Source organism: Thalassolituus pacificus (genome assembly GCF_025318105.1).
GTDB lineage: Bacteria > Pseudomonadota > Gammaproteobacteria > Pseudomonadales > Oceanobacteraceae > Venatoribacter > Venatoribacter pacificus.
The window spans coordinates 394203-412036 of record NZ_JAOANI010000019.1; the positions used below are offsets into that span (position 1 = coordinate 394203).

General features: G+C 51.9%; 17 protein-coding genes and 1 other RNA gene. 1 reads left to right on the top strand and 17 read right to left on the bottom strand.

Annotated features, from left to right (window positions below; all coding sequences use genetic code 11):
- Positions 1 to 55: 55 nt before the first annotated feature.
- The 14 genes from NYR02_RS12425 to ybfE all read right to left on the bottom strand — a co-directional run bounded on the left by NYR02_RS12425 (position 56) and on the right by ybfE (position 12208).
- Entirely contained in the window at positions 56 to 1237 is a 1182-nt protein-coding gene (locus NYR02_RS12425) for a vWA domain-containing protein (RefSeq protein WP_260976671.1), read from the bottom strand.
- Positions 1238 to 1241: 4 nt separating this feature from the next.
- Positions 1242 to 2084 (bottom strand): AAA family ATPase, encoded by an 843-nt coding sequence (locus NYR02_RS12430; protein WP_260976672.1) that lies wholly within the window; start codon positions 2082 to 2084, stop codon positions 1242 to 1244.
- 154 nt (positions 2085 to 2238) lie between these two features.
- Positions 2239 to 4491 (bottom strand): VWA domain-containing protein, encoded by a 2253-nt coding sequence (locus tag NYR02_RS12435; RefSeq protein ID WP_260976673.1) that lies wholly within the window; start codon positions 4489 to 4491, stop codon positions 2239 to 2241.
- 23 nt (positions 4492 to 4514) lie between these two features.
- On the bottom strand, positions 4515 to 5183 hold the full coding sequence (locus NYR02_RS12440) for a YEATS-associated helix-containing protein (RefSeq protein WP_260976674.1): 669 nt from the start codon (positions 5181 to 5183) through the stop codon (positions 4515 to 4517).
- A 378-nt stretch (positions 5184 to 5561) separates the two neighbouring features.
- Positions 5562 to 5933: a hypothetical protein gene (locus NYR02_RS12445; protein ID WP_260976675.1), complete on the bottom strand. Its 372-nt coding sequence runs from the start codon at positions 5931 to 5933 to the stop codon at positions 5562 to 5564.
- Entirely contained in the window at positions 5921 to 6361 is a 441-nt protein-coding gene (locus NYR02_RS12450) for a YcgN family cysteine cluster protein (protein ID WP_260976676.1), read from the bottom strand. Before NYR02_RS12450 ends, NYR02_RS12445 begins: the two co-directional genes overlap by 13 nt.
- Positions 6358 to 6642, bottom strand: a complete 285-nt coding sequence (locus NYR02_RS12455) for a YcgL domain-containing protein (protein ID WP_260976677.1) — start codon at positions 6640 to 6642, stop codon at positions 6358 to 6360. The genes NYR02_RS12450 and NYR02_RS12455 overlap by 4 nt, the downstream gene beginning before the upstream one ends.
- Positions 6623 to 7804, bottom strand: a complete 1182-nt coding sequence (gene rnd, locus NYR02_RS12460; protein ID WP_260976678.1) for a ribonuclease D — start codon at positions 7802 to 7804, stop codon at positions 6623 to 6625. The genes NYR02_RS12455 and rnd overlap by 20 nt, the downstream gene beginning before the upstream one ends.
- Positions 7801 to 8460 carry a hypothetical protein gene (locus NYR02_RS12465; protein WP_260976679.1) on the bottom strand — a complete coding sequence of 220 codons (660 nt, stop codon included), beginning with the start codon at positions 8458 to 8460 and terminating at the stop codon, positions 7801 to 7803. The genes rnd and NYR02_RS12465 overlap by 4 nt, the downstream gene beginning before the upstream one ends.
- 1 nt (position 8461) lies before the next feature.
- The gene (locus NYR02_RS12470; RefSeq protein ID WP_260976680.1) at positions 8462 to 8788 is read right to left on the bottom strand and encodes a YbaB/EbfC family nucleoid-associated protein; all 327 of its coding nucleotides are present in this window, start codon (positions 8786 to 8788) and stop codon (positions 8462 to 8464) included.
- A gap of 55 nt (positions 8789 to 8843) precedes the next feature.
- Positions 8844 to 10988 (bottom strand): DNA polymerase III subunit gamma/tau, encoded by a 2145-nt coding sequence (dnaX, locus tag NYR02_RS12475; RefSeq protein WP_260976681.1) that lies wholly within the window; start codon positions 10986 to 10988, stop codon positions 8844 to 8846.
- A gap of 82 nt (positions 10989 to 11070) precedes the next feature.
- Positions 11071 to 11167, bottom strand: an RNA gene (gene ffs / locus NYR02_RS12480) — signal recognition particle sRNA small type.
- A gap of 83 nt (positions 11168 to 11250) precedes the next feature.
- Positions 11251 to 11817 carry a hypothetical protein gene (locus NYR02_RS12485; RefSeq protein WP_260976682.1) on the bottom strand — a complete coding sequence of 189 codons (567 nt, stop codon included), beginning with the start codon at positions 11815 to 11817 and terminating at the stop codon, positions 11251 to 11253.
- Between the two features lie 121 nt (positions 11818 to 11938).
- Positions 11939 to 12208 carry a LexA regulated protein gene (gene ybfE, locus NYR02_RS12490; protein ID WP_260976683.1) on the bottom strand — a complete coding sequence of 90 codons (270 nt, stop codon included), beginning with the start codon at positions 12206 to 12208 and terminating at the stop codon, positions 11939 to 11941.
- A gap of 130 nt (positions 12209 to 12338) precedes the next feature.
- Between ybfE and NYR02_RS12495 the strand changes: the two genes are divergently transcribed.
- A complete protein-coding gene (locus NYR02_RS12495) occupies positions 12339 to 14729 on the top strand; it encodes a Lon protease family protein (protein ID WP_260976684.1) in 2391 nt (796 codons plus the stop codon).
- A gap of 41 nt (positions 14730 to 14770) precedes the next feature.
- On the opposite strand, the gene NYR02_RS12500 is transcribed toward NYR02_RS12495, so the two are convergent.
- The 3 genes from NYR02_RS12500 to NYR02_RS12510 all read right to left on the bottom strand — a co-directional run bounded on the left by NYR02_RS12500 (position 14771) and on the right by NYR02_RS12510 (position 17829).
- Entirely contained in the window at positions 14771 to 16405 is a 1635-nt protein-coding gene (locus NYR02_RS12500) for a response regulator (protein ID WP_260976685.1), read from the bottom strand.
- A 430-nt stretch (positions 16406 to 16835) separates the two neighbouring features.
- On the bottom strand, positions 16836 to 17396 hold the full coding sequence (locus NYR02_RS12505; protein ID WP_260976686.1) for a chalcone isomerase family protein: 561 nt from the start codon (positions 17394 to 17396) through the stop codon (positions 16836 to 16838).
- A 94-nt stretch (positions 17397 to 17490) separates the two neighbouring features.
- Positions 17491 to 17829, bottom strand: a complete 339-nt coding sequence (locus NYR02_RS12510; RefSeq protein WP_260976687.1) for a diacylglycerol kinase family protein — start codon at positions 17827 to 17829, stop codon at positions 17491 to 17493.
- Positions 17830 to 17834: the final 5 nt, after the last annotated feature.

Below are 17834 nucleotides of genomic sequence, written 5' to 3' on the forward strand. Positions count from 1 at the left end.
CGCGCCACTCAATCAATCGGTACATTCGTACAGCTTGAGTTAATTATCATTCATTCTATTTACTTAGATGACGCATTGCCGTTTCCAGCCCTTTCAGCGTCAGCGGATACATATGCTGATTGACAATTTCACGGATAGCCCCCAGCGATCCGCCCTGCCCCCAGTACGACTCCGGTGCCGGATTCAGCCACACCAGCTTGCCGTATTGATCAGCCATACGCTGCATCCATACTGCACCGGCCTCTTCGTTCCAGTGCTCAACACTGCCACCTACATGAGTCACTTCGTAAGGCGCCATCATGGCATCACCGACAAAGATCACTTTATAGTCCGGGCCGAATTTACGCAGGATATCCCAGGTATCGGTGCGCTGATTATTGCGCCGGATATTATTTTTCCATACGGACTCGTACAGGCAATTATGGAAATAAAAGATTTCCATGTGTTTGAACTCGGTGCGGGCGGCGGAGAATAATTCTTCGCACACACGGACGTGCGGATCCATTGAGCCGCCGATATCAAAAAACAGCAGCACTTTCACCGAGTTGTGCCGCTCCGGCACCATTTTAATGTCGAGAAAACCGGCATTACGTGCAGTGGAAGCAATGGTATCGCCAAGATCCAGTTCTTCTACCGAGCCCTGACGGGCAAATTTGCGCAACCGGCGCAGCGCCACTTTGATATTGCGGATACCCAACTCAATGCTGTCATCCAGATCTTTGTAATTCCGCTGTTCCCAGACTTTTATTGCCTTTTTATGGCGTGACTTACCCTGTTCGATACGAATACCTTCCGGGTTATAGCCATTGCCGCCAAAGGCGGAGGTGCCGCCAGTGCCGATCATTTTATTGCCACCCTGGTGGCGTTTATGCTGCTCTTCGAGACGTTTTTTAAACTCTTCGAGCACTTTATCCAAACCACCAAGCGCTTCGATTCTGGCCATTTCTTCCGGCGACAGCATGCGTTCCAGCTCTTTGCGCATCCATTCGGCAGGAATGTTCGCCTCTTCCATAAACGAAGGCAGCGTATCCAGCCCCTGAAAATAAGCAGCAAAAGCTTTATCGAATTTGTCGTAGTGTTTTTCATCTTTAACCAGACACAATCGCGCGAGTGCATAAAACTCGTCGAGGTCGGCAAACACCACATGCGCTTTAACAGCCTGAACCAGATCCAGATACTCACGCACTGAACAGGGTACGCGGGCGTTACGGACGGTCTGAAAGAAATCGATCAGCATCAGATCAGCCTTTGCGACGGCTCATAAAAGCCAGTTTTTCCAGCAACTGTACATCCTGCTCATTTTTCAGCAGCGCACCATAAAGCGGCGGAATGGCTTTGGTGTGGTCGGCGTTACGCAACACGTCCGGACCTATCTCATCAGCCATCAGCAATTTCAGCCAATCAATCAATTCAGAGGTAGAAGGCTTTTTCTTCATGCCCGGCACCTTACGCACATCGAAGAAAACGTCCAGCGCATCGCGCACCAGTTCAGCCTGAATGCGCGGAAAGTGCACATCAACGATGGCTTTCATCGTGTCGCGATCGGGGAAGTCGATGTAATGGAAGAAGCAGCGGCGTAAAAATGCATCCGGCAGTTCTTTTTCATTATTACTGGTGATCAGAATGATCGGGCGGTGCCTGGCGACAATACGTTCCTGCGTTTCGTACACAAAGAACTCCATTTTATCGAGTTCCAGCAGCAGGTCGTTAGGGAATTCGATATCGGCCTTATCAATCTCATCGATCAGCAGAACAACGGGTTTGTCGGCGGTAAACGCCTGCCACAGTTTGCCTTTAACGATGTAGTTAGCAATGTCATGGACTTTGTCGACACCCAGCTGGGAATCACGCAAACGCGATACAGCATCGTATTCATAAAGGCCCTGATGAGCCTTCGTTGTGCTTTTAATGTGCCATTGAATCAGGTCGGTACCCAGAGACTCGGCTAATTGCTCTGCCAGCATGGTTTTACCGGTACCAGGCTCCCCTTTTAACAGCAGTGGACGCTGTAATGCGATGGCGGCATTCACTGCCAGCTGCAGATCCGGCGTTGCAACGTATTCCTGGGTGCCCTGAAACTTCATACTAACCTCTAAGTCATTCATTCGACAAAATAGGTCAGCAGTATATGGTTGAGGGTGCTTATCAGCAAGGCATTAGCGGCCAGCAACCCCGGGGTTACCGGCCGGACCGAACCCGTGCAGGTCTTTGCAGCCCGCCAGGCGGGCGTGGTGTTATTCAGCCGGGTTTATTAGTGTCATCATCGGCGGCATCGGCAAGCGGATCATCATTGGTGTCGAATTCACCCCAATCTTCGTCTGCGGCTTTGTTTTCATCCGGATCAATGTCGAAATCATCATCCATCGAGACATTGATATCAGCATCTCCTCCCATGGAAGATGGCGCAGAGGATGGCAGTGGTATTTCTTCTTCCGATTCGCCATCGAAGGCATCAAAATCACCGGCAAAATCTTCATCCGTCAGGTCGTCGTGCTGCAGGTCATCCGGCAGTGCCTTATGGTCGGCCGATGCCGGCGCAGCAGCATCTTTACTCTGACGGCGTTTCATAAACCACCAGTAACCGGCTCCGCCAAAAATGAGCAGATTCCCCAGCGCCAGAAGCAGGTACACCCACCAGGCGATGCCTTCTTCTTCAGCTACAGGAGCTTCTGTTTCAGCCTCCTGTTCAGCAAAACGTTTGGCAAGATCCGGTTTCACCGGCTCAACGACGGGCGCTGCTTCGGCTGCCTTTTCTTCAGGTGCCTTTTCTTCTGTTGGTTTATCTGTCGCAGCATTCACTTCTGATGCTTTGTCATCACTGGCGTTTTCAGCAACCGCAGGAGCAACCTCTGCAGCCGCAGGCAAATCCGCAGTCGATGCAGCCTCTTCTGCCTGATTATCTGGCGTAACCGGCGCATCAGGATCGACCAATGGGAATTCAATACGAATATCATCAGGCTTACTTTTGAACGTCGCCCCGCCCTTGGACACGCCGCGGATATTCAGTACAACGTCATAGCTCCCCGGGCCTTTATCAGCGCGTAAATCCAGCAACCAGGCTTGTCGTTCAGCATCAAACTCCATCGATTGAATGATTGAGCTCTCGTCCGGACTGCTTATTTTAGCGATCACCCGACTCAGGCCCGAGTCGACATTGGCGCCTTCCGGAATAACACGAATTTCAACTTTCTGCTCAGCTGGCAGAGGATTCACCTCAACCCGTAGCGGTTCCATTAATGTGGAACTTAACACCTGGCGACGTTGGAATGTGCGACCAATGGCATTGATTTCAAAACGGTATTCACCAACCTGTGAGAGACGGGTTAATGCCTCACGGAAAACACCATCTTCCGGTAGTTTTTCCGGGTCTGATAATAATTTACTGCCCGAGCGACCATCCGGAGCAGTGACCTTAAGACTGATATCGGTAAGACGTAACAACGCATCTTCGGCCACCACGGTGCCGGCGTTTTTCAACGCTATCGCAAGATCGATCGGATTACCGGAAAACAAACTGATCGGCAGACCATCAACGCTCAAGGTCAGATCAGAAAGGATTTGCACACGGTTATCAGGGTCGAGGTCAGCATCAGCAGCCCAGCTTCCGGCCTCCGGTGACTGCACGGTGATCAAATCGAAATTAACATCCCGATGCCAGCGCACAGACGCCTGCTGCTGCGCCCCCTGATAGGCAATAACGGTTCCATTGGGCTGAACAAGACGGGTTTCTTTACCACCACCTTTACGGAAAATAAGTGCCGTAAACTCTTTGACGCTGGCATCAATATCAAAGCGGTTGTCGTCCATCGGGACTTGTTCAACCGGTACCGCACGGTCAAAGGCTTTCAGAAACGCTTTCAGTAATTCATCCGCGCTGGAAGCCTGCAAAAACAGGCCACCGGTTTCCAGCGATATTTGTTGCAGTAATTCTTTGTCCGCTTCTTCCGACAGCGCCAGGGTATGAATACGGGCACCGGCGGCGGCATAAACAGGCAACACTTCGCTAAAGAGGCGTTCCCTTTCTGCAGCGTTGACTTTATCAGCATCCTGACCGGCTTCAGCCATGTCGATTTTGCCATCGGTCAGCAGGATAACACTGTGATTAAAACCACTGTCGGCTGCGACTTTCCAACTGGCCCTGGCCAACGCATCGGTGAGATTGGTGCGTAAACCAACCGAGTTAATTGATTGTCCCTGCGCTTTTGCAGCATCACGCCACGCCTGATCAACCGACCCCAGTGGTACCAACATGTTGACGTAACGACCAAATGTCCAGACTCCGGACTGAGCTTGATCCGGTAATAATTCAACCAGCAAATTTAAGGCAGGAATACGCAGATTATCGGGATCTGTCTCCTTCATACTGCCGGAGATATCGATAATGATGCGTACATCAGAGGGTTTTACAGAGGGTTCAGCCGCAGACGTTACGGCAAAAAATGACAGGAGTGATAGAAATATCACCCCCGACAGCCAACGATTAATCATCATAACTGCTCCCGGGGGCAACACTGTTACAGGTTAGATTCGAGTACGCGACGGCCTTTCTCAGTGATATGCCAGCGAACACCGTTTTTACCGCTGACCTTACCGGCCAGACTACGGGTTACCAGCACATGCAATGTTTTCAGAATGGTCGACTCTTCTTCATTGGCTTCACGACAAACCCCGGCCAGAGAACGGAAAATAAAGCGTCCGCTGGAAAGAATTTTCAGAACATGGGTCGAAGTAACATCCAGTTCGTCATTAACCTGTACAACCTGCGGATCTTCACCGCTGGTATCCTGCTCAGTTTCGGTATCAATCAGCGGCAGCAGTTCGCTCTGAATAATACGCAGATTCTGTTGTACTTCTTCGGAACGTTGTTTCGCGACCTGCGCTTCATTGAGAATCCGGTCTGACAGATTATCGATAAAGAAGCGGCTCAGCAGCGCTGAAATAAGACAGAAGCCTGTAAAAATCAGCAAGCGTGACGGATCACCCTGGCTTTCAAGAACAAGTTCGCTGTTAACCATATCCAGTACCACCGGCACCAGAAATGACGCACCTACACCCACCACTAAAAATCGTGGCAGACTTGCTGCATCGGGATCTTTATCCCCATACAGATAATAATTCACCAGCCCCCCAAAAATGCCAGCTAACAGCATCACAGTTGCCAGAATGAAGATATGATTAGCCATGTTTCCAACCTCTCATCCGTTAGAGCGCAGACTCTGCTGCCCCTAATCCGATTACTCCACTGACGGAAAACCCCAAGTTTAAGTACCGCTCCGGATTACGCCGGCCACCTGAGGAAGACCGTCAGAAATACAGAACACTCCTGCATTAAAACTAGCAAAGTTTTATGGGTTAGCCAGAAAAGTAATAAAAAAAATGCATAACTGGGAAAAATGCCGGGATAAAAAAATTAAACCCTGAATAGTAGGCTGGAAACGCTCTTGATTATTTAATGAACAATTGATTATCAAAAGACTTTTACTGCCGCTCATTGCTGCCTGAAGCGTAAAAGAAAGGCAGGTTGCGCGCATGATGGGGCGTTAAAAATAAAAAAGGCGCACTCAGTGCGCCTCATCCTGTTCATTATTTGTCCGCAGCCGACTGCGCAGCCAAAGCAATAACTGGCGTATGCCTAACACCAAAACACCGAGACAAAGTGCTGCCAGTAACCAGCTAACGGCATACAGGGCAGCATTAATGCCTTCGTTGATCGCGGTAAAAGGCAAGACGACCAAAACCGGGGCGAAATAATTTGAATCTTGCGCAATCGGAGCCGGGGTAAACAGCAACACCGCACCAATCATGCGTAAAAAACGTCGAACATCACTGTCTTGTGCCAGCCAGAAAAACATCCGGTTCCAGCACCAGTAGCCTACCAGAGCAGATACCAGATAGGCCGCCCAAAAGGGTAAAAACTGAATTATGCCTTCCATATAATACGATCCTGCCACTCATCTTCGGGAATTTGGTCGTCTGCAATTCCCTTATTCAGAATTGAAATACCAGCCTCATGAACAGAAGCCGGATTGCCGGAAACCAGCGGGTGCCAGTCAAAAAGCGGCTTTTTTTCGGCCAGCAGACGATAAGCACAGGTTTCCGGTAGCCAGAAAAAGCTTTCGGCCTGCTCCGGACTCAGCCAGACACAGTTTGGCACCTTGATATTGCGCTCCTGATAAACTGTGCAACTGCAATTACTGGTATCCATATAGCGGCAATGAACGTCGGTGTAATACACCTCACCACTGTCTTCGTCTTCGAGTTTATGCAGACAACATAAACCACAGCCGTCGCACAAAGATTCCCACTCTGAGCGGCTCATCTCGCGCAGCGTTTTTTCTTCCCAAAAAGGTTTCGCGCTCATTCTTTGTCCAGTTTGCAGAACAAATCGAGCATGTAGGTCTCTTTAGCCGGTGGCATCTGCAGATAAAACCCCTGCTCATCCAATGCCTGAAGAACCTTGTCGATATCGGCTCTGGCCAGTTTTTTCTCCGGCGTCAGAATCATGGTCATTGCCAGTTCAGGCTTGCCAAATTGTTCGATCAACGCATCCGGAACACGCGTCAGCGCATCTTTGCGGGAAACGTAGAGGTAAGCTTCATCTTTCTTTTTCGTCTTGTAGACGTCACACAGTACTTTCGTCATGGCTCGGTTTTCTCAGCGAGATCACTCTCGTCTGATCCTGCAAAATCATCATTAAATAATCCCCGATTTCCGCCTTACGCCAGCCGCTGAGACTTTCCGGCAATTTGAAGGGGCCATTCGGGTATCCAGAGCGTATCAACGCTTCCAGGGCTTTTTTTCTGGCCAACAAATCCGGCGGAATATTCAGCAATTCAGCCTTGCTCACCACGGTTTCTTTAAGCAGTTTTAACCACTGCCCGGCCTGAGGCGAGAGCGGTTTGTCCAGCTGCCTCGGCCACAGGCTTTTATCCATGGCCTGAATCTGGCTGACAATATCCAACAGTAACTTGCCGTCTTCACGCACTGCTTGCGGACGCATCCCGGCCTTTATCAGCTGATCACGATTACGCGGTTTGAAGCGCGCAATATTCCACAGACTGTTATCGTCGACGACTTTACTACGCGGCACATTGCGCTCACGCGCCTGCTGTTCACGCCATAACACCAGATGTTGCAGCAGCAATAATTCTTGCGGGCGTAACTTCCACGCCAGTTTTACCCGGCGAAAATACAGACTGGCCTTTTCTGATTTTTCTGACAGCGTCAGCAATCGTTCGCAATCCTCCGCCAGCCAGGACTGACGCCCCAGCTTTTTCAGCAACGACACCAGCTTCGGATACAAGCGGTACAGATAATGAACATCGGCAACCGCATAACTGATCTGCTCTTCACGCAGCGGTCGCATCAGCCAGTTAGATCGTGTTTCTTCTTTCGGCAGATTGATGTTCAGCACTTCTTTTACCAGACGCTGAAAACCCATCGACGCGCCAAGTCCGGCCATGGCTCCGCCAATCTGAGTGTCAGCCAATGGCGCTGGCACGACGCCGGTAAGGCGGCGACAGACTTCAAGATCTTCGGTGCAGGCATGAAACACCTTAACCACCAAAGGATGTTGCAGAACCTCTACCAGCGGCTGCCAGTCACTGATGGTTAACGGATCAATCAGGTAGCTGCCATGGCTGTCTGCAATTTGCAGCAAACCGGCTTCCGGATAAAACGTTGTGGTGCGGACAAATTCAGTATCCACCGCAATGTAGGCTTCCTGACACCACAGCCTGCAAGCGTCCTGCAGTTGCTCTTCTGTGGTAATCCATTGCGGTTGAGGAATTTTCAGACGCGTCATTCTTCTGCTCCTGCCGGGGCACAACCTGCGGCAGATGATCGCTGCGCACGCTGTAAATCAGCATCCAGTTGCCGCGGAGTTAATACCTGCACCTGGCAGGCAAGATCCGCCAACATATCTTGAATAAATTGTCCGGTAGCATCGGCTTCAACAGAAGACTCCAGCACGACCTGCACCAGCAACGGTCCGGCCGTCGATGGTTCATGTACGGCCGGAATACCTGCTGAAGCAATATCCGCAGAGCGGATATCTTCGCCGGCAAGCAGCGCTTCGACTCTTCGCTTCAGCTGCGGCAGATGCAACTGGCGTGGCCCGACACCTGATACCGGCGACAGCAGACCATGCAAAATGAAATAACCACCACGATATCCGGCTTCTTCCCACAGCGTTAGATCGTCTACGCCGGCGAGGACCAATAAACGCGATTGCTGACGCTCGCCGTCAGCACACAAGGTACAGGTGGGCGTCAGACTGTAACTGCGGCATTGACTGCAATGCTGCAGCGCATCACGTCCACGCAGAATCGCCTGCTGCAGGCGTTCGCCAAGGTCATGCTCAAGTACGTGCTGGGCCAGGCGTGCGGCCGCACGCGGCCCAATACCCGGCAAAGCATCAAAGCAATCAATCAGCTGGCGGTATTCTGCGGGTAGCTGCATATCAGAATGGCAGTTTCATGCCCGCAGGCAGACCCATTCCTGCGGTCAGCTTGCCCATTTGCTCCTGATTCTGCTGTTCGATTTTACGCACGGCATCATTTACCGCCGCCGCCAGCAGGTCTTCCAGCATTTCTTTGTCTTCTTCCATGATGGAATCATCCAGCTCAACACGTTTAACATCGTGGCGACCATTCATGGTGACTTTTACCAGGCCGGCACCGGATTCGCCGGTGACTTCTGCATCGGCCAGTTTTGCCTGTGCCTGTTGCAGTTGCTCCTGCATCTTTTGGGCCTGCTTCATCAGGTTCCCCATTCCACCTTTCATCATAATATTCTCCACTATCGGTATTTAGCTGTCCGGCCATTGGGCTGACCGGCTGTATTTAACTGACCGGACGAACACTGTCGTCCACTACAAATCCACCAAATTCGGCCAGAATCCGCTGCACCAGCGGGTCAGCCTCGATCGCCTGCTTAGCACCATAGTGCGCTTCGGCGGCTTCGCGCTGACGGCGCTGCTCCGGCGTCTCGCCGCGCGGCAACTGCAGGCTCATTTCGACCACAGCCTGCGGTAACCATTCACGCATTGCATCCTGAATACGCAGACGCTGTCCATCATTGAATAATGCGCCCTGTACCGGGTCGACATCAAAAATATAACGATCACCATCCACCTGCACCAGCGCGCTGTTGCGGGCGATGGCCATTGGCAGGCCAGCTAGCTTCAGGCGGGTAACCCACTGCCACCAGGTATAAGGCGTCGGAGCATCATCGGTCTGCGCAGCAGGCTGCTCAACGGCAAGATTGACGGATGGCTCACCCGCGACGCTGGTCGCGCTGACAGCTGCGGTGCTGCCCGCATCACTATCGGCGATTTCAGAGGGCCGATGCCCGTAATCATCCGAATCAGAATCATCCAAACCGGAATCTGCGAAATCGTCAGGTGAACGGGAATAAGGCTCGCCCCCCACAACCGCTGAATGATCGCTCAGCTCAGGAGCAGAATTCACCGCCGATGAGGCTGGCGCTTCATCGGGCAATACAGAGTCCTGGGGCGTTTTCTGAGGCTGCTCATCAAGCCCTTCATGAGAGGCTTGTTCTTCTGCAGCCAGAGCCGCTGAGGATTCTTCATGGTTTAACGCGGAGGCAGGTAATTCAGCAAGAGAAGGCTCAGCATTCGAACATTCAGTAAACGATGAAGCGGCAGGCGATGCATCAACCGCAGACTGAACAGAAGCCAGCGCAGTTTCTGAAGCCGTTTCTGAAGCCGTTTCTGAAGCCGTTTCTGAAGCCGTTTCTGAAGCCGTTTCTGAAGCCGTTTCTGAAGCCGTTTCTGAAGCAACACCCGCCAAAGCTGAAGGCTCATCGGCAATCAGCGACTCAGGACTGAGACGCTTTTTTTTTTGCAGCGCCGATTCCAGATCAAGTTCGAGCGGAGCTGCAGGTGCAGGACGGAAAGCCAGCATACGCAGCAAAATCATCTCAAAACCCTGACGCGGGTCCGGGGCCAGCGCCAGATCGGCACGACCACTGAGAGCAATCTGATAATACAGCTGAAGATCTTCCGGTTGCATCGCCATCGCCAGCTGCAGAATCGCATCACGATCGCCCTGCGAGTTTTCAATAGCATCCGGTACAACCTGGCCTAACGCCGCACGGTGCCAGATGGTCAATAGCCCCTGCAGTACTTCGTCATAGTCCGGACCATGCTCAGCCATGGCCGCCACTTCATTCATCACCTCAGCAGCATCGGCCTTGGCCATAACTTCAGCCATCTTGAACAAGCGGCCACGATCCATAGTGCCCAGCATGGCATTAACCTGAGCTTCGCCCACCAGACCCTCACCATAAGCAATGGCCTGATCGGTAAGGCTGAGCGCATCGCGCATACTGCCTTGAGCGGCACGGCCAAGCTGCCACAAGGCAGGTTCTTCATAGCCGATTTTTTCTGCCTCAAGCACCTTCTCCAGATACGAAACAATGCGTTCCGGAGTCATGTTTTTCAGGCTGAATTGCAGGCAACGCGACAATACCGTAACCGGTAATTTTTGCGGATCGGTGGTTGCCAGCAGAAATTTAACGTGAGCAGGAGGCTCTTCCAGTGTTTTCAGCAGCGCATTGAAACTGTGCGTCGACAGCATGTGCACTTCGTCAATCAGGTAAACCTTAAAGCGGCCACGGCTTGGCGCATACTGGACGTTATCCAGCAGCTCGCGCGTATCTTCTACCTTGGTGCGCGATGCGGCATCGACTTCAATCAGATCAACAAAGCGACCTTCGGCAATCTCGCGACAGGCACTGCACTCACCACAAGGGCGGGCACTGATTCCCTGCTCACAATTGAGACATTTGGCCAGAATGCGGGCAATGGTGGTTTTACCGACCCCACGGGTACCGGTAAACAGATAGGCATGATGCAGACGTTGTTCGTTAAGGGCATTAATGAGTGCTTTAAGCACGTGCTCCTGCCCCACCATTTCATCAAAGAAACGTGGTCGCCACTTTCGAGCAAGTACTTGATAACTCATGAATTTTCCAGCACCAGAGATTACGCAATGAGGCGCATAATACCTTGTAAGGATGGGAAAGTCAGGAGAATTTGGAGATGACCTCTACCAGCCACACCCCGGCACACGAGTCAGCCACTACCGTTGCTCCCTTCCGGGCCTGGCGGGGTTCGCGGCGTATCGTTGCGAGGGGACCAGCAGAGGCCACCATAACGACCCGATGAACATCAGGTGGCGGCACATTAACGAAAACTCACTGAGATATCAAGCAGTTATCTGCTTTTTAGCCGTCAACCAAAGCACTGCTGAGATTCAGATGCTGCAAAGCATCAACAAAGCGCTTGAGTCGCTGCTGCGGACCCAGCATTTTGGGACGGGAAAAATAATCGGACATGGTGCCGGAAATACGTTGCTCCACCGCCTCACCATTAAAGTAGATGCGCAGCATCACGGTCTGACTGCTGGCAATACGATCCAGCTGCTCAGCACTGCTGGCAAAATAACTGCAATGAAATACCGACTGAGAATCTGAGCGCTGCAGACTGAGGATTTCGTGCTCACCATCGATATAAAGCACCAGAGGCTTGCCCGCATCCAGCGGACGACGATGCTGATCACAAACCTGCAACATCGGCTCGCTACCGCTTTGCCACACCGCACCCAACGCCAACTCCGGCATGCCATACAGTGGGACGGGCGTAAGGCTGAGGTGATCGAGCGTCTGATTCAGCTGACCAGGCGCAACGCCTTCGTCAAGGGCGGAAGATTTTGTCGCTTTACCGCCACCAACACAGGCAGCAAGCGGTAACAGAAGGGTCAGGACAAGAATGCCCGATTGCAATCCATGCACAACGATATCCTTTTCGTTTATACGTATAAGCTGATTATAGTGTCAGTTTAGTGAACAACGGAACAGCAACGCAATTGATCCGCTGCACGAGCGGCAGAAATACCTGCTTAAGACTGAACGATTACAGGTGCAGCCAATGCTTTAAAGCCAACTCAAGCACGTCTGCGCGCGCCAGATTCAACTCCGTACATACTTCATCCAGCCGCTCAACAACCTGAGCATCCAGCTTGACTTCCAGGCGGTGCAGACCACGTTCTTTATCGCGCTGCCGCTGCGTACGCTTATTGAAACGACACTGCTGCGAACGCTCATAAGGGTTGCTGCGTGGGCGTCCCGGACGATTGGCGGCAAACATATCGATGGTGGTTCTGTCTTCTGGCTGAACGGACATGCATCCCCCGCGGTAGTAAAAGCGGCGCAATTATCACCACCGGCCGAAGAATTGCAACGCTGACTGACTTGCCAAGCCCTGTCGTTCTCAATACTGTACCGCCTTTATTCGCCAAAATTGACGACTCCGAATGGCCAAACTCCAGACTGCAGTTAACGCTTCCGCCCTGACACAACGTATTAATCCATCCGCCTTTGCTTTTCCCGACACCCGCGAACTGGAAATATTCCAGGGCGTTCTTGGTCAGGACAGAGCCGTTAACGCCATTCAGTTTGGCGTGGCCATGCAGCGTCCGGGCTACAATATTTTTGTCATGGGAGAAACCGGTACCGGCCGTTCATCCTACGTCCGCGACTACCTGAAAAGCGAAGCAAAACGTCAGGCAACGCCCAGCGTCTGGTGCTACGTCAATAATTTCCGTAACCCGCGCGAGCCACAAGCAGTAGAAATGCAGCCGGAAGAAGCCGGGGTTTTACGTCAGCACATCAGCGAGTTAATCGACCAACTGCTGGCCACCTTCCCTGCTGCTCTGGAACACCCAACCTATCAGCAGAAAAAGTCCGCAATTGACTACGTATTCAACCGCCGTTACGACAAAGCGATCGAATTCGTTGAGCGCGAAGCGCATAAACGCGGCGTGGCGGTGTATCGCGATTCCAGTGCCATCAGTTTTACGCCGATGCGTGAAGGCAAAGCACTGGACGAAACCGAATTCGCGCAACTGAGCGAAGAAGAGCGCGACGGTTTCCATAACAACATCGCCGAACTGGAACAAATGCTCAGCGAACAACTGTCAGAGTTGCCACAATGGAAGCGTGAAAGCAGCAATGATCTGCGCCAGCTGAATCAGGAAACCATCAAAAACGCCATCACGCCGCTGATCGAACCCATCCGTACACGCTTTGTTGGCCACGAAAAACTCCTGAACTACCTGCAGGATATGGAAGAGCACCTGCCGCGCCTGGTACTCGAAGAACTGGTTGAAGAGCGCCTGCTGGAGCTGCGCGAGGAATACGTCAAACGCAGCATTCTCGAAGAAGCACTGACCCCGAACATTGCCACCCATCATGCGGAAAACAGTGGTGCTCCGGTCATTTACGAACCCCACCCCAGTTACGCCAATCTGTTCGGGCGAATTGAATACGCTAACGAGCAAGGCGCGCTGGTGACCAACTACCGCCGCGTTTGCCCCGGCGCCTTACACAAAGCCAATGGCGGCTACCTGATTCTGGATGCGGAAAAAGTATTGTCCGAGCCGCTGGTGTGGGACGCCCTGAAACGCGCCTTGCAATCACGCCAGTTAAAAATGGAATCCCCGTATTCGGAAATGGGATTAATTAACACCACGACCCTGTTACCGGCGGTGATTCCGCTGGATTTCAAACTGGTCTTAATTGGTTCGCGTCAGGTGTATTACCTGCTGCAGGAGTACGATGAGGACTTCAAACGATTGTTCCGCGCCGTGGTCGATTTCGACAGTGACCTGCCGCTGAACGATGAGCATCTGCTGGCTTATGCCCGCCTGTTGAAAAGTCGCATCGAAGAACAGGGCTACGCAGACCTCGACCACAGCGCCGTGGTGCGCATGGTGCGTTACAGTGCACGCTTGGCCGAGCAGCAGGACGTTCTCAGCGCCCGCATAGGTGAGCAATTCGACCTGCTGGCCGAAGCCGACTTTATCCGCCAGCTGGCACAGGATGAACTCATTTGTGCAGACCATATTGATCGCGCCCTGGCGGCTAAATTTGAACGCACAGGACGTGTCTACGACAAACTGTTTGAGCAGATGCTCGACGGTACCGTCCTGCTGGAAACCAGCGGCAAGGCGGTCGGCAAAATTAATGGCTTAACCGTGATGTCACTGGGCGACACCAGTTTCGGCTCACCGGCGCGCATCACCGCGACAGTTTATCCGGGCAGCAAAGGTGTGGTCGATATTGAGCGGGAAGTATCTCTCGGACAGGCCATTCACTCCAAAGGCGTGATGATTCTCACCGGCTTTCTTGGCAACCGCTATGCCCAGCGTTTTCCGCTGGCTATTTCTGCCCACATCGCCATGGAGCAATCCTACGGTTACATCGATGGCGACAGTGCGTCACTGGGCGAATTGTGTTGTCTTATTTCAGCCTTGATTCACACCCCTATTGAGCAAAGTTTTGCCATTACCGGTTCGGTTAATCAGTACGGTGAAGTTCAGGCAATCGGTGGTGTGAACGAAAAAATTGAAGGTTTCTTCCGCCTCTGTGCCGCTCGCGGCCTGACCGGTGAGCAAGGGGTGATTATTCCGGCATCCAACCGCCTGAATTTGATTCTCAACGATGAAGTCGTCAGCGCAGTTGCTGCAGGAAAGTTTCACGTTCATTGCGTTACCCACGTGGATCAGGCCATCGAAATTTTGATGAAACGCAAAGCAGGCAAGGTAAACAGCAAAGGGGAATTCACCGCAGGCAGTGTTAATGGTGACATTATTGCCCGCCTCGAAGCCATTGCCAGAATGGGCGAAAAGCATCAGAGCGATTAATGCCTCCGGAGCCAGGTGGCTCTGAATAATTCAGTGCCCGCTCAGCGGGCATTTAACAACCAATTAATCAGCCGCTGTTTATCCAGAGGCTTACCCTGCACATCGTTCATGCCGGCCTGCAAACACGCTTCCCGCTCACTATCAACAATGCCTGCGGTCAGCGCCAATAAAGGTCCCTGGTAATCCAGCTCACGTAAACGCCGGGCAGTTGATGGACCATCCAGCACCGGCATATGGTAATCCAGCACAATAACGTCCGCTGTGTGATAAAGACCGGAGTCCAGCAATTGCTGACCATCCGCAAAGACCTCAACGCGAGCCCCTTGTTGCTCCAGAATTTTACGGATAATTTTCTGACTGGTCGGATCATCCTCACTAATCAGAATCACCCAACCCGCAAGCGCATCAGCCGCCAGCGGATCAGCAGCAGTCTCGTCCACCACAGGAGCCTCTCCTCGCTCCAACGGCACCCGCAACCAGAAGCGACTGCCATACCCGGGCTCACTGTCAGCGCCAACACAGCCACTCATCAACATCGCCAGACTGCGGGATAAACTCAAACCGAGCCCGGTTCCACCATAATGACTGGCCGTTTGCGCGCTTTCCTGTTCATAGGCATTAAAAATATCAGCCAACCGCTCTGCACGAATGCCCTTGCCGTTATCGTCCACCTCGGCAATCAATTCATAGCCATCAGCCGCCACAACACAGGACACGCGCAGCGTTATCCGCCCACCTTGCGGAGTGAATTTATAAGCGTTACTGAGATAATTAATCAGTATCTGCTGAATACGCTGAGCATCCCCGCGCACCCATTGCGGCAAATCATTGCCCTGTTCAACCTGAAAACGAATGGCTTTCTGCTGCATACCAACAACAAAGATAGCGGCGACTTTTTCCAGCAACTGCGGCAAGTGAAAATCGTGAACGTTAAGCTCCAGCTTACCGGCTTCTATCTTGGCAACATCCAGCACATCATTGACGATGCCCAGCAGCGCAGAGCTGACATAACGCAGATCGCGCAGCAGCTCAGCCTGCTCGGAAGAAAGCCCGGTGTCGTCTAATAACTCAACAATACCGGCAATACCATTCAGCGGCGTGCGGATTTCATGGCTCATATGAGCAAGAAAATCGGTTTTCGCCAGTGAAGCACGATCGGCAAGCTGGCGCTGATGCTCCGCTTCGGCGATGCGCCGAGCCAGCTCTTCTGCCCGCAGAATGTCACTGAAACTGCGAATGGCGGCAGTCAGCGACAAAAAAAGCCGGCTTTGAGTGGCATCAGACTTCACCAGATAATCGTTAATGTCATAATCCTGCACGACTTGGCGCTCAGGTGCATAGCCGGCCTGTCCGGTCCGCAACAAAATGCGGACATGATGGTTATTCAGTTCATGGCGGATGTGCTCAACCAAGCGCAAACCGGCATCGTCACTTTCCATAACCACATCAAGCAAAATAACCGCGATATCAGGACGCAATGCCAGGGTCGCCTTCGCCTGAGCGGCACTGCTGGCTTCCAGTATTTCCAGAGAGCGGGATTTATAACGGAATCGGGACAGAACGAGACGGGTGACCTGCAGCACAGCCTCATCATCGTCCACCACAAGCAAAACGATTCGCTCAGGCAGAAAGGCGTCGCCAGATACAGAGGTCAGTACCGCTTCATTATTATTCAACAACCTGCCCCATCGGTGATGACAATTGAATTCAACAACCGCTTTACATCCTTGTCGTGTATAGCAAAAGTTAAGCAATAACTGACGAATAAGCCAGTTTCGCACGAGAAACAAACAGACCCGGACAGCAAACGCTCACGATACGGCATTACGTTGACTGATCATGCTGATGGCGTACTTATCAACCCCTCGCTATATTCCGGAATCTGCGTTCTTCTGCAACATTTGAGGACAAATTTACATTCACCTTGAATAATGCCGGATACATATCCGCCAAACATTCCTTATTTGACACCGATAGAGAACAGATTGTCCGTTTTTGACCAAATGACGATCACAACAACACCGACAGAGCCCTGCCAGAAATGCTGAGTTAAAATGCACCTATAAAAAAACGGGCCGCAGCCCGTTTTTTTTATAATTCACTATTTCAGCCGTTGATCAGGCCTTTTTTCAGCGATTTCTGAATAGGGTCTTCAGATAACCAGATACCGAACAACGCCTGCTTAAACTTAAGACCTTTAACGTTCGACTTCATTTCACCATTGCGATAAACGGTTACGCCGCTTTCCGGGGTATAAGCCAGCTCGAATACATCGCCTTCTTTCACTTCATCACGGAAAGCTTTAATCAGCTCTTCAACATCCTGTTCGATCGGAGCCAGATTGCCACCGGTCGAACGGACAAAGCCATCACGGGTCGATTCCGACATACGCTTGCTGTTAATCATGCCGGACACAATGTGCAAACGAATCGCCATCGGTTCATCAGCAGCAACGATCGCCTTGGCATCATCACTCTTGCTACCCAGGTACAGCGCGGCGACATAAACATCAAGAAAGAATTTGGAACGGACACCAGCACCATTGAGAGTCAATGCATGGCCATTCAGTGTGATCTGCTCTGCAATATCGGCACCTTCAAGCTGTCTGGCATTCACACTGAATATCAGGCTACAGGCCAGCGCCAGGCCCAGTAAGATACGAGTCATGGGAGAATTCCTTAATACTTGTTTTTATTAATAGTTAACTGACGTTTTCTGATCGGCTGCGCCTCAAAAGCAAAAGCTGACATCACCCAGAAGATTACGACAGCCAGTGCGGAATAAAAATCAGCGTGCCGATAATAACAGATGCGAATGCCGATACCAGCACTGCAGCCGCAGCAAGATCTTTGGCTTTACCAACCAGGGGATGATGAGAGGGATGAAGCGCATCAGCCAGCGCTTCCAACGCCGTATTCATTGCCTCAAATGACAAAACCAGCGCCATGGACAAGACCAACACCGTCCATTCAGAGGCTGCCAGGCCGGTTAAAAAACCGACACTGACGACGACGACAACCGCAAGCAGATGAATTTGTGCATGCACTTGCGTGCGCAACATATAGGCCAAGCCAGAAAAGGCATGACCAAAGCCCTGCACACGCC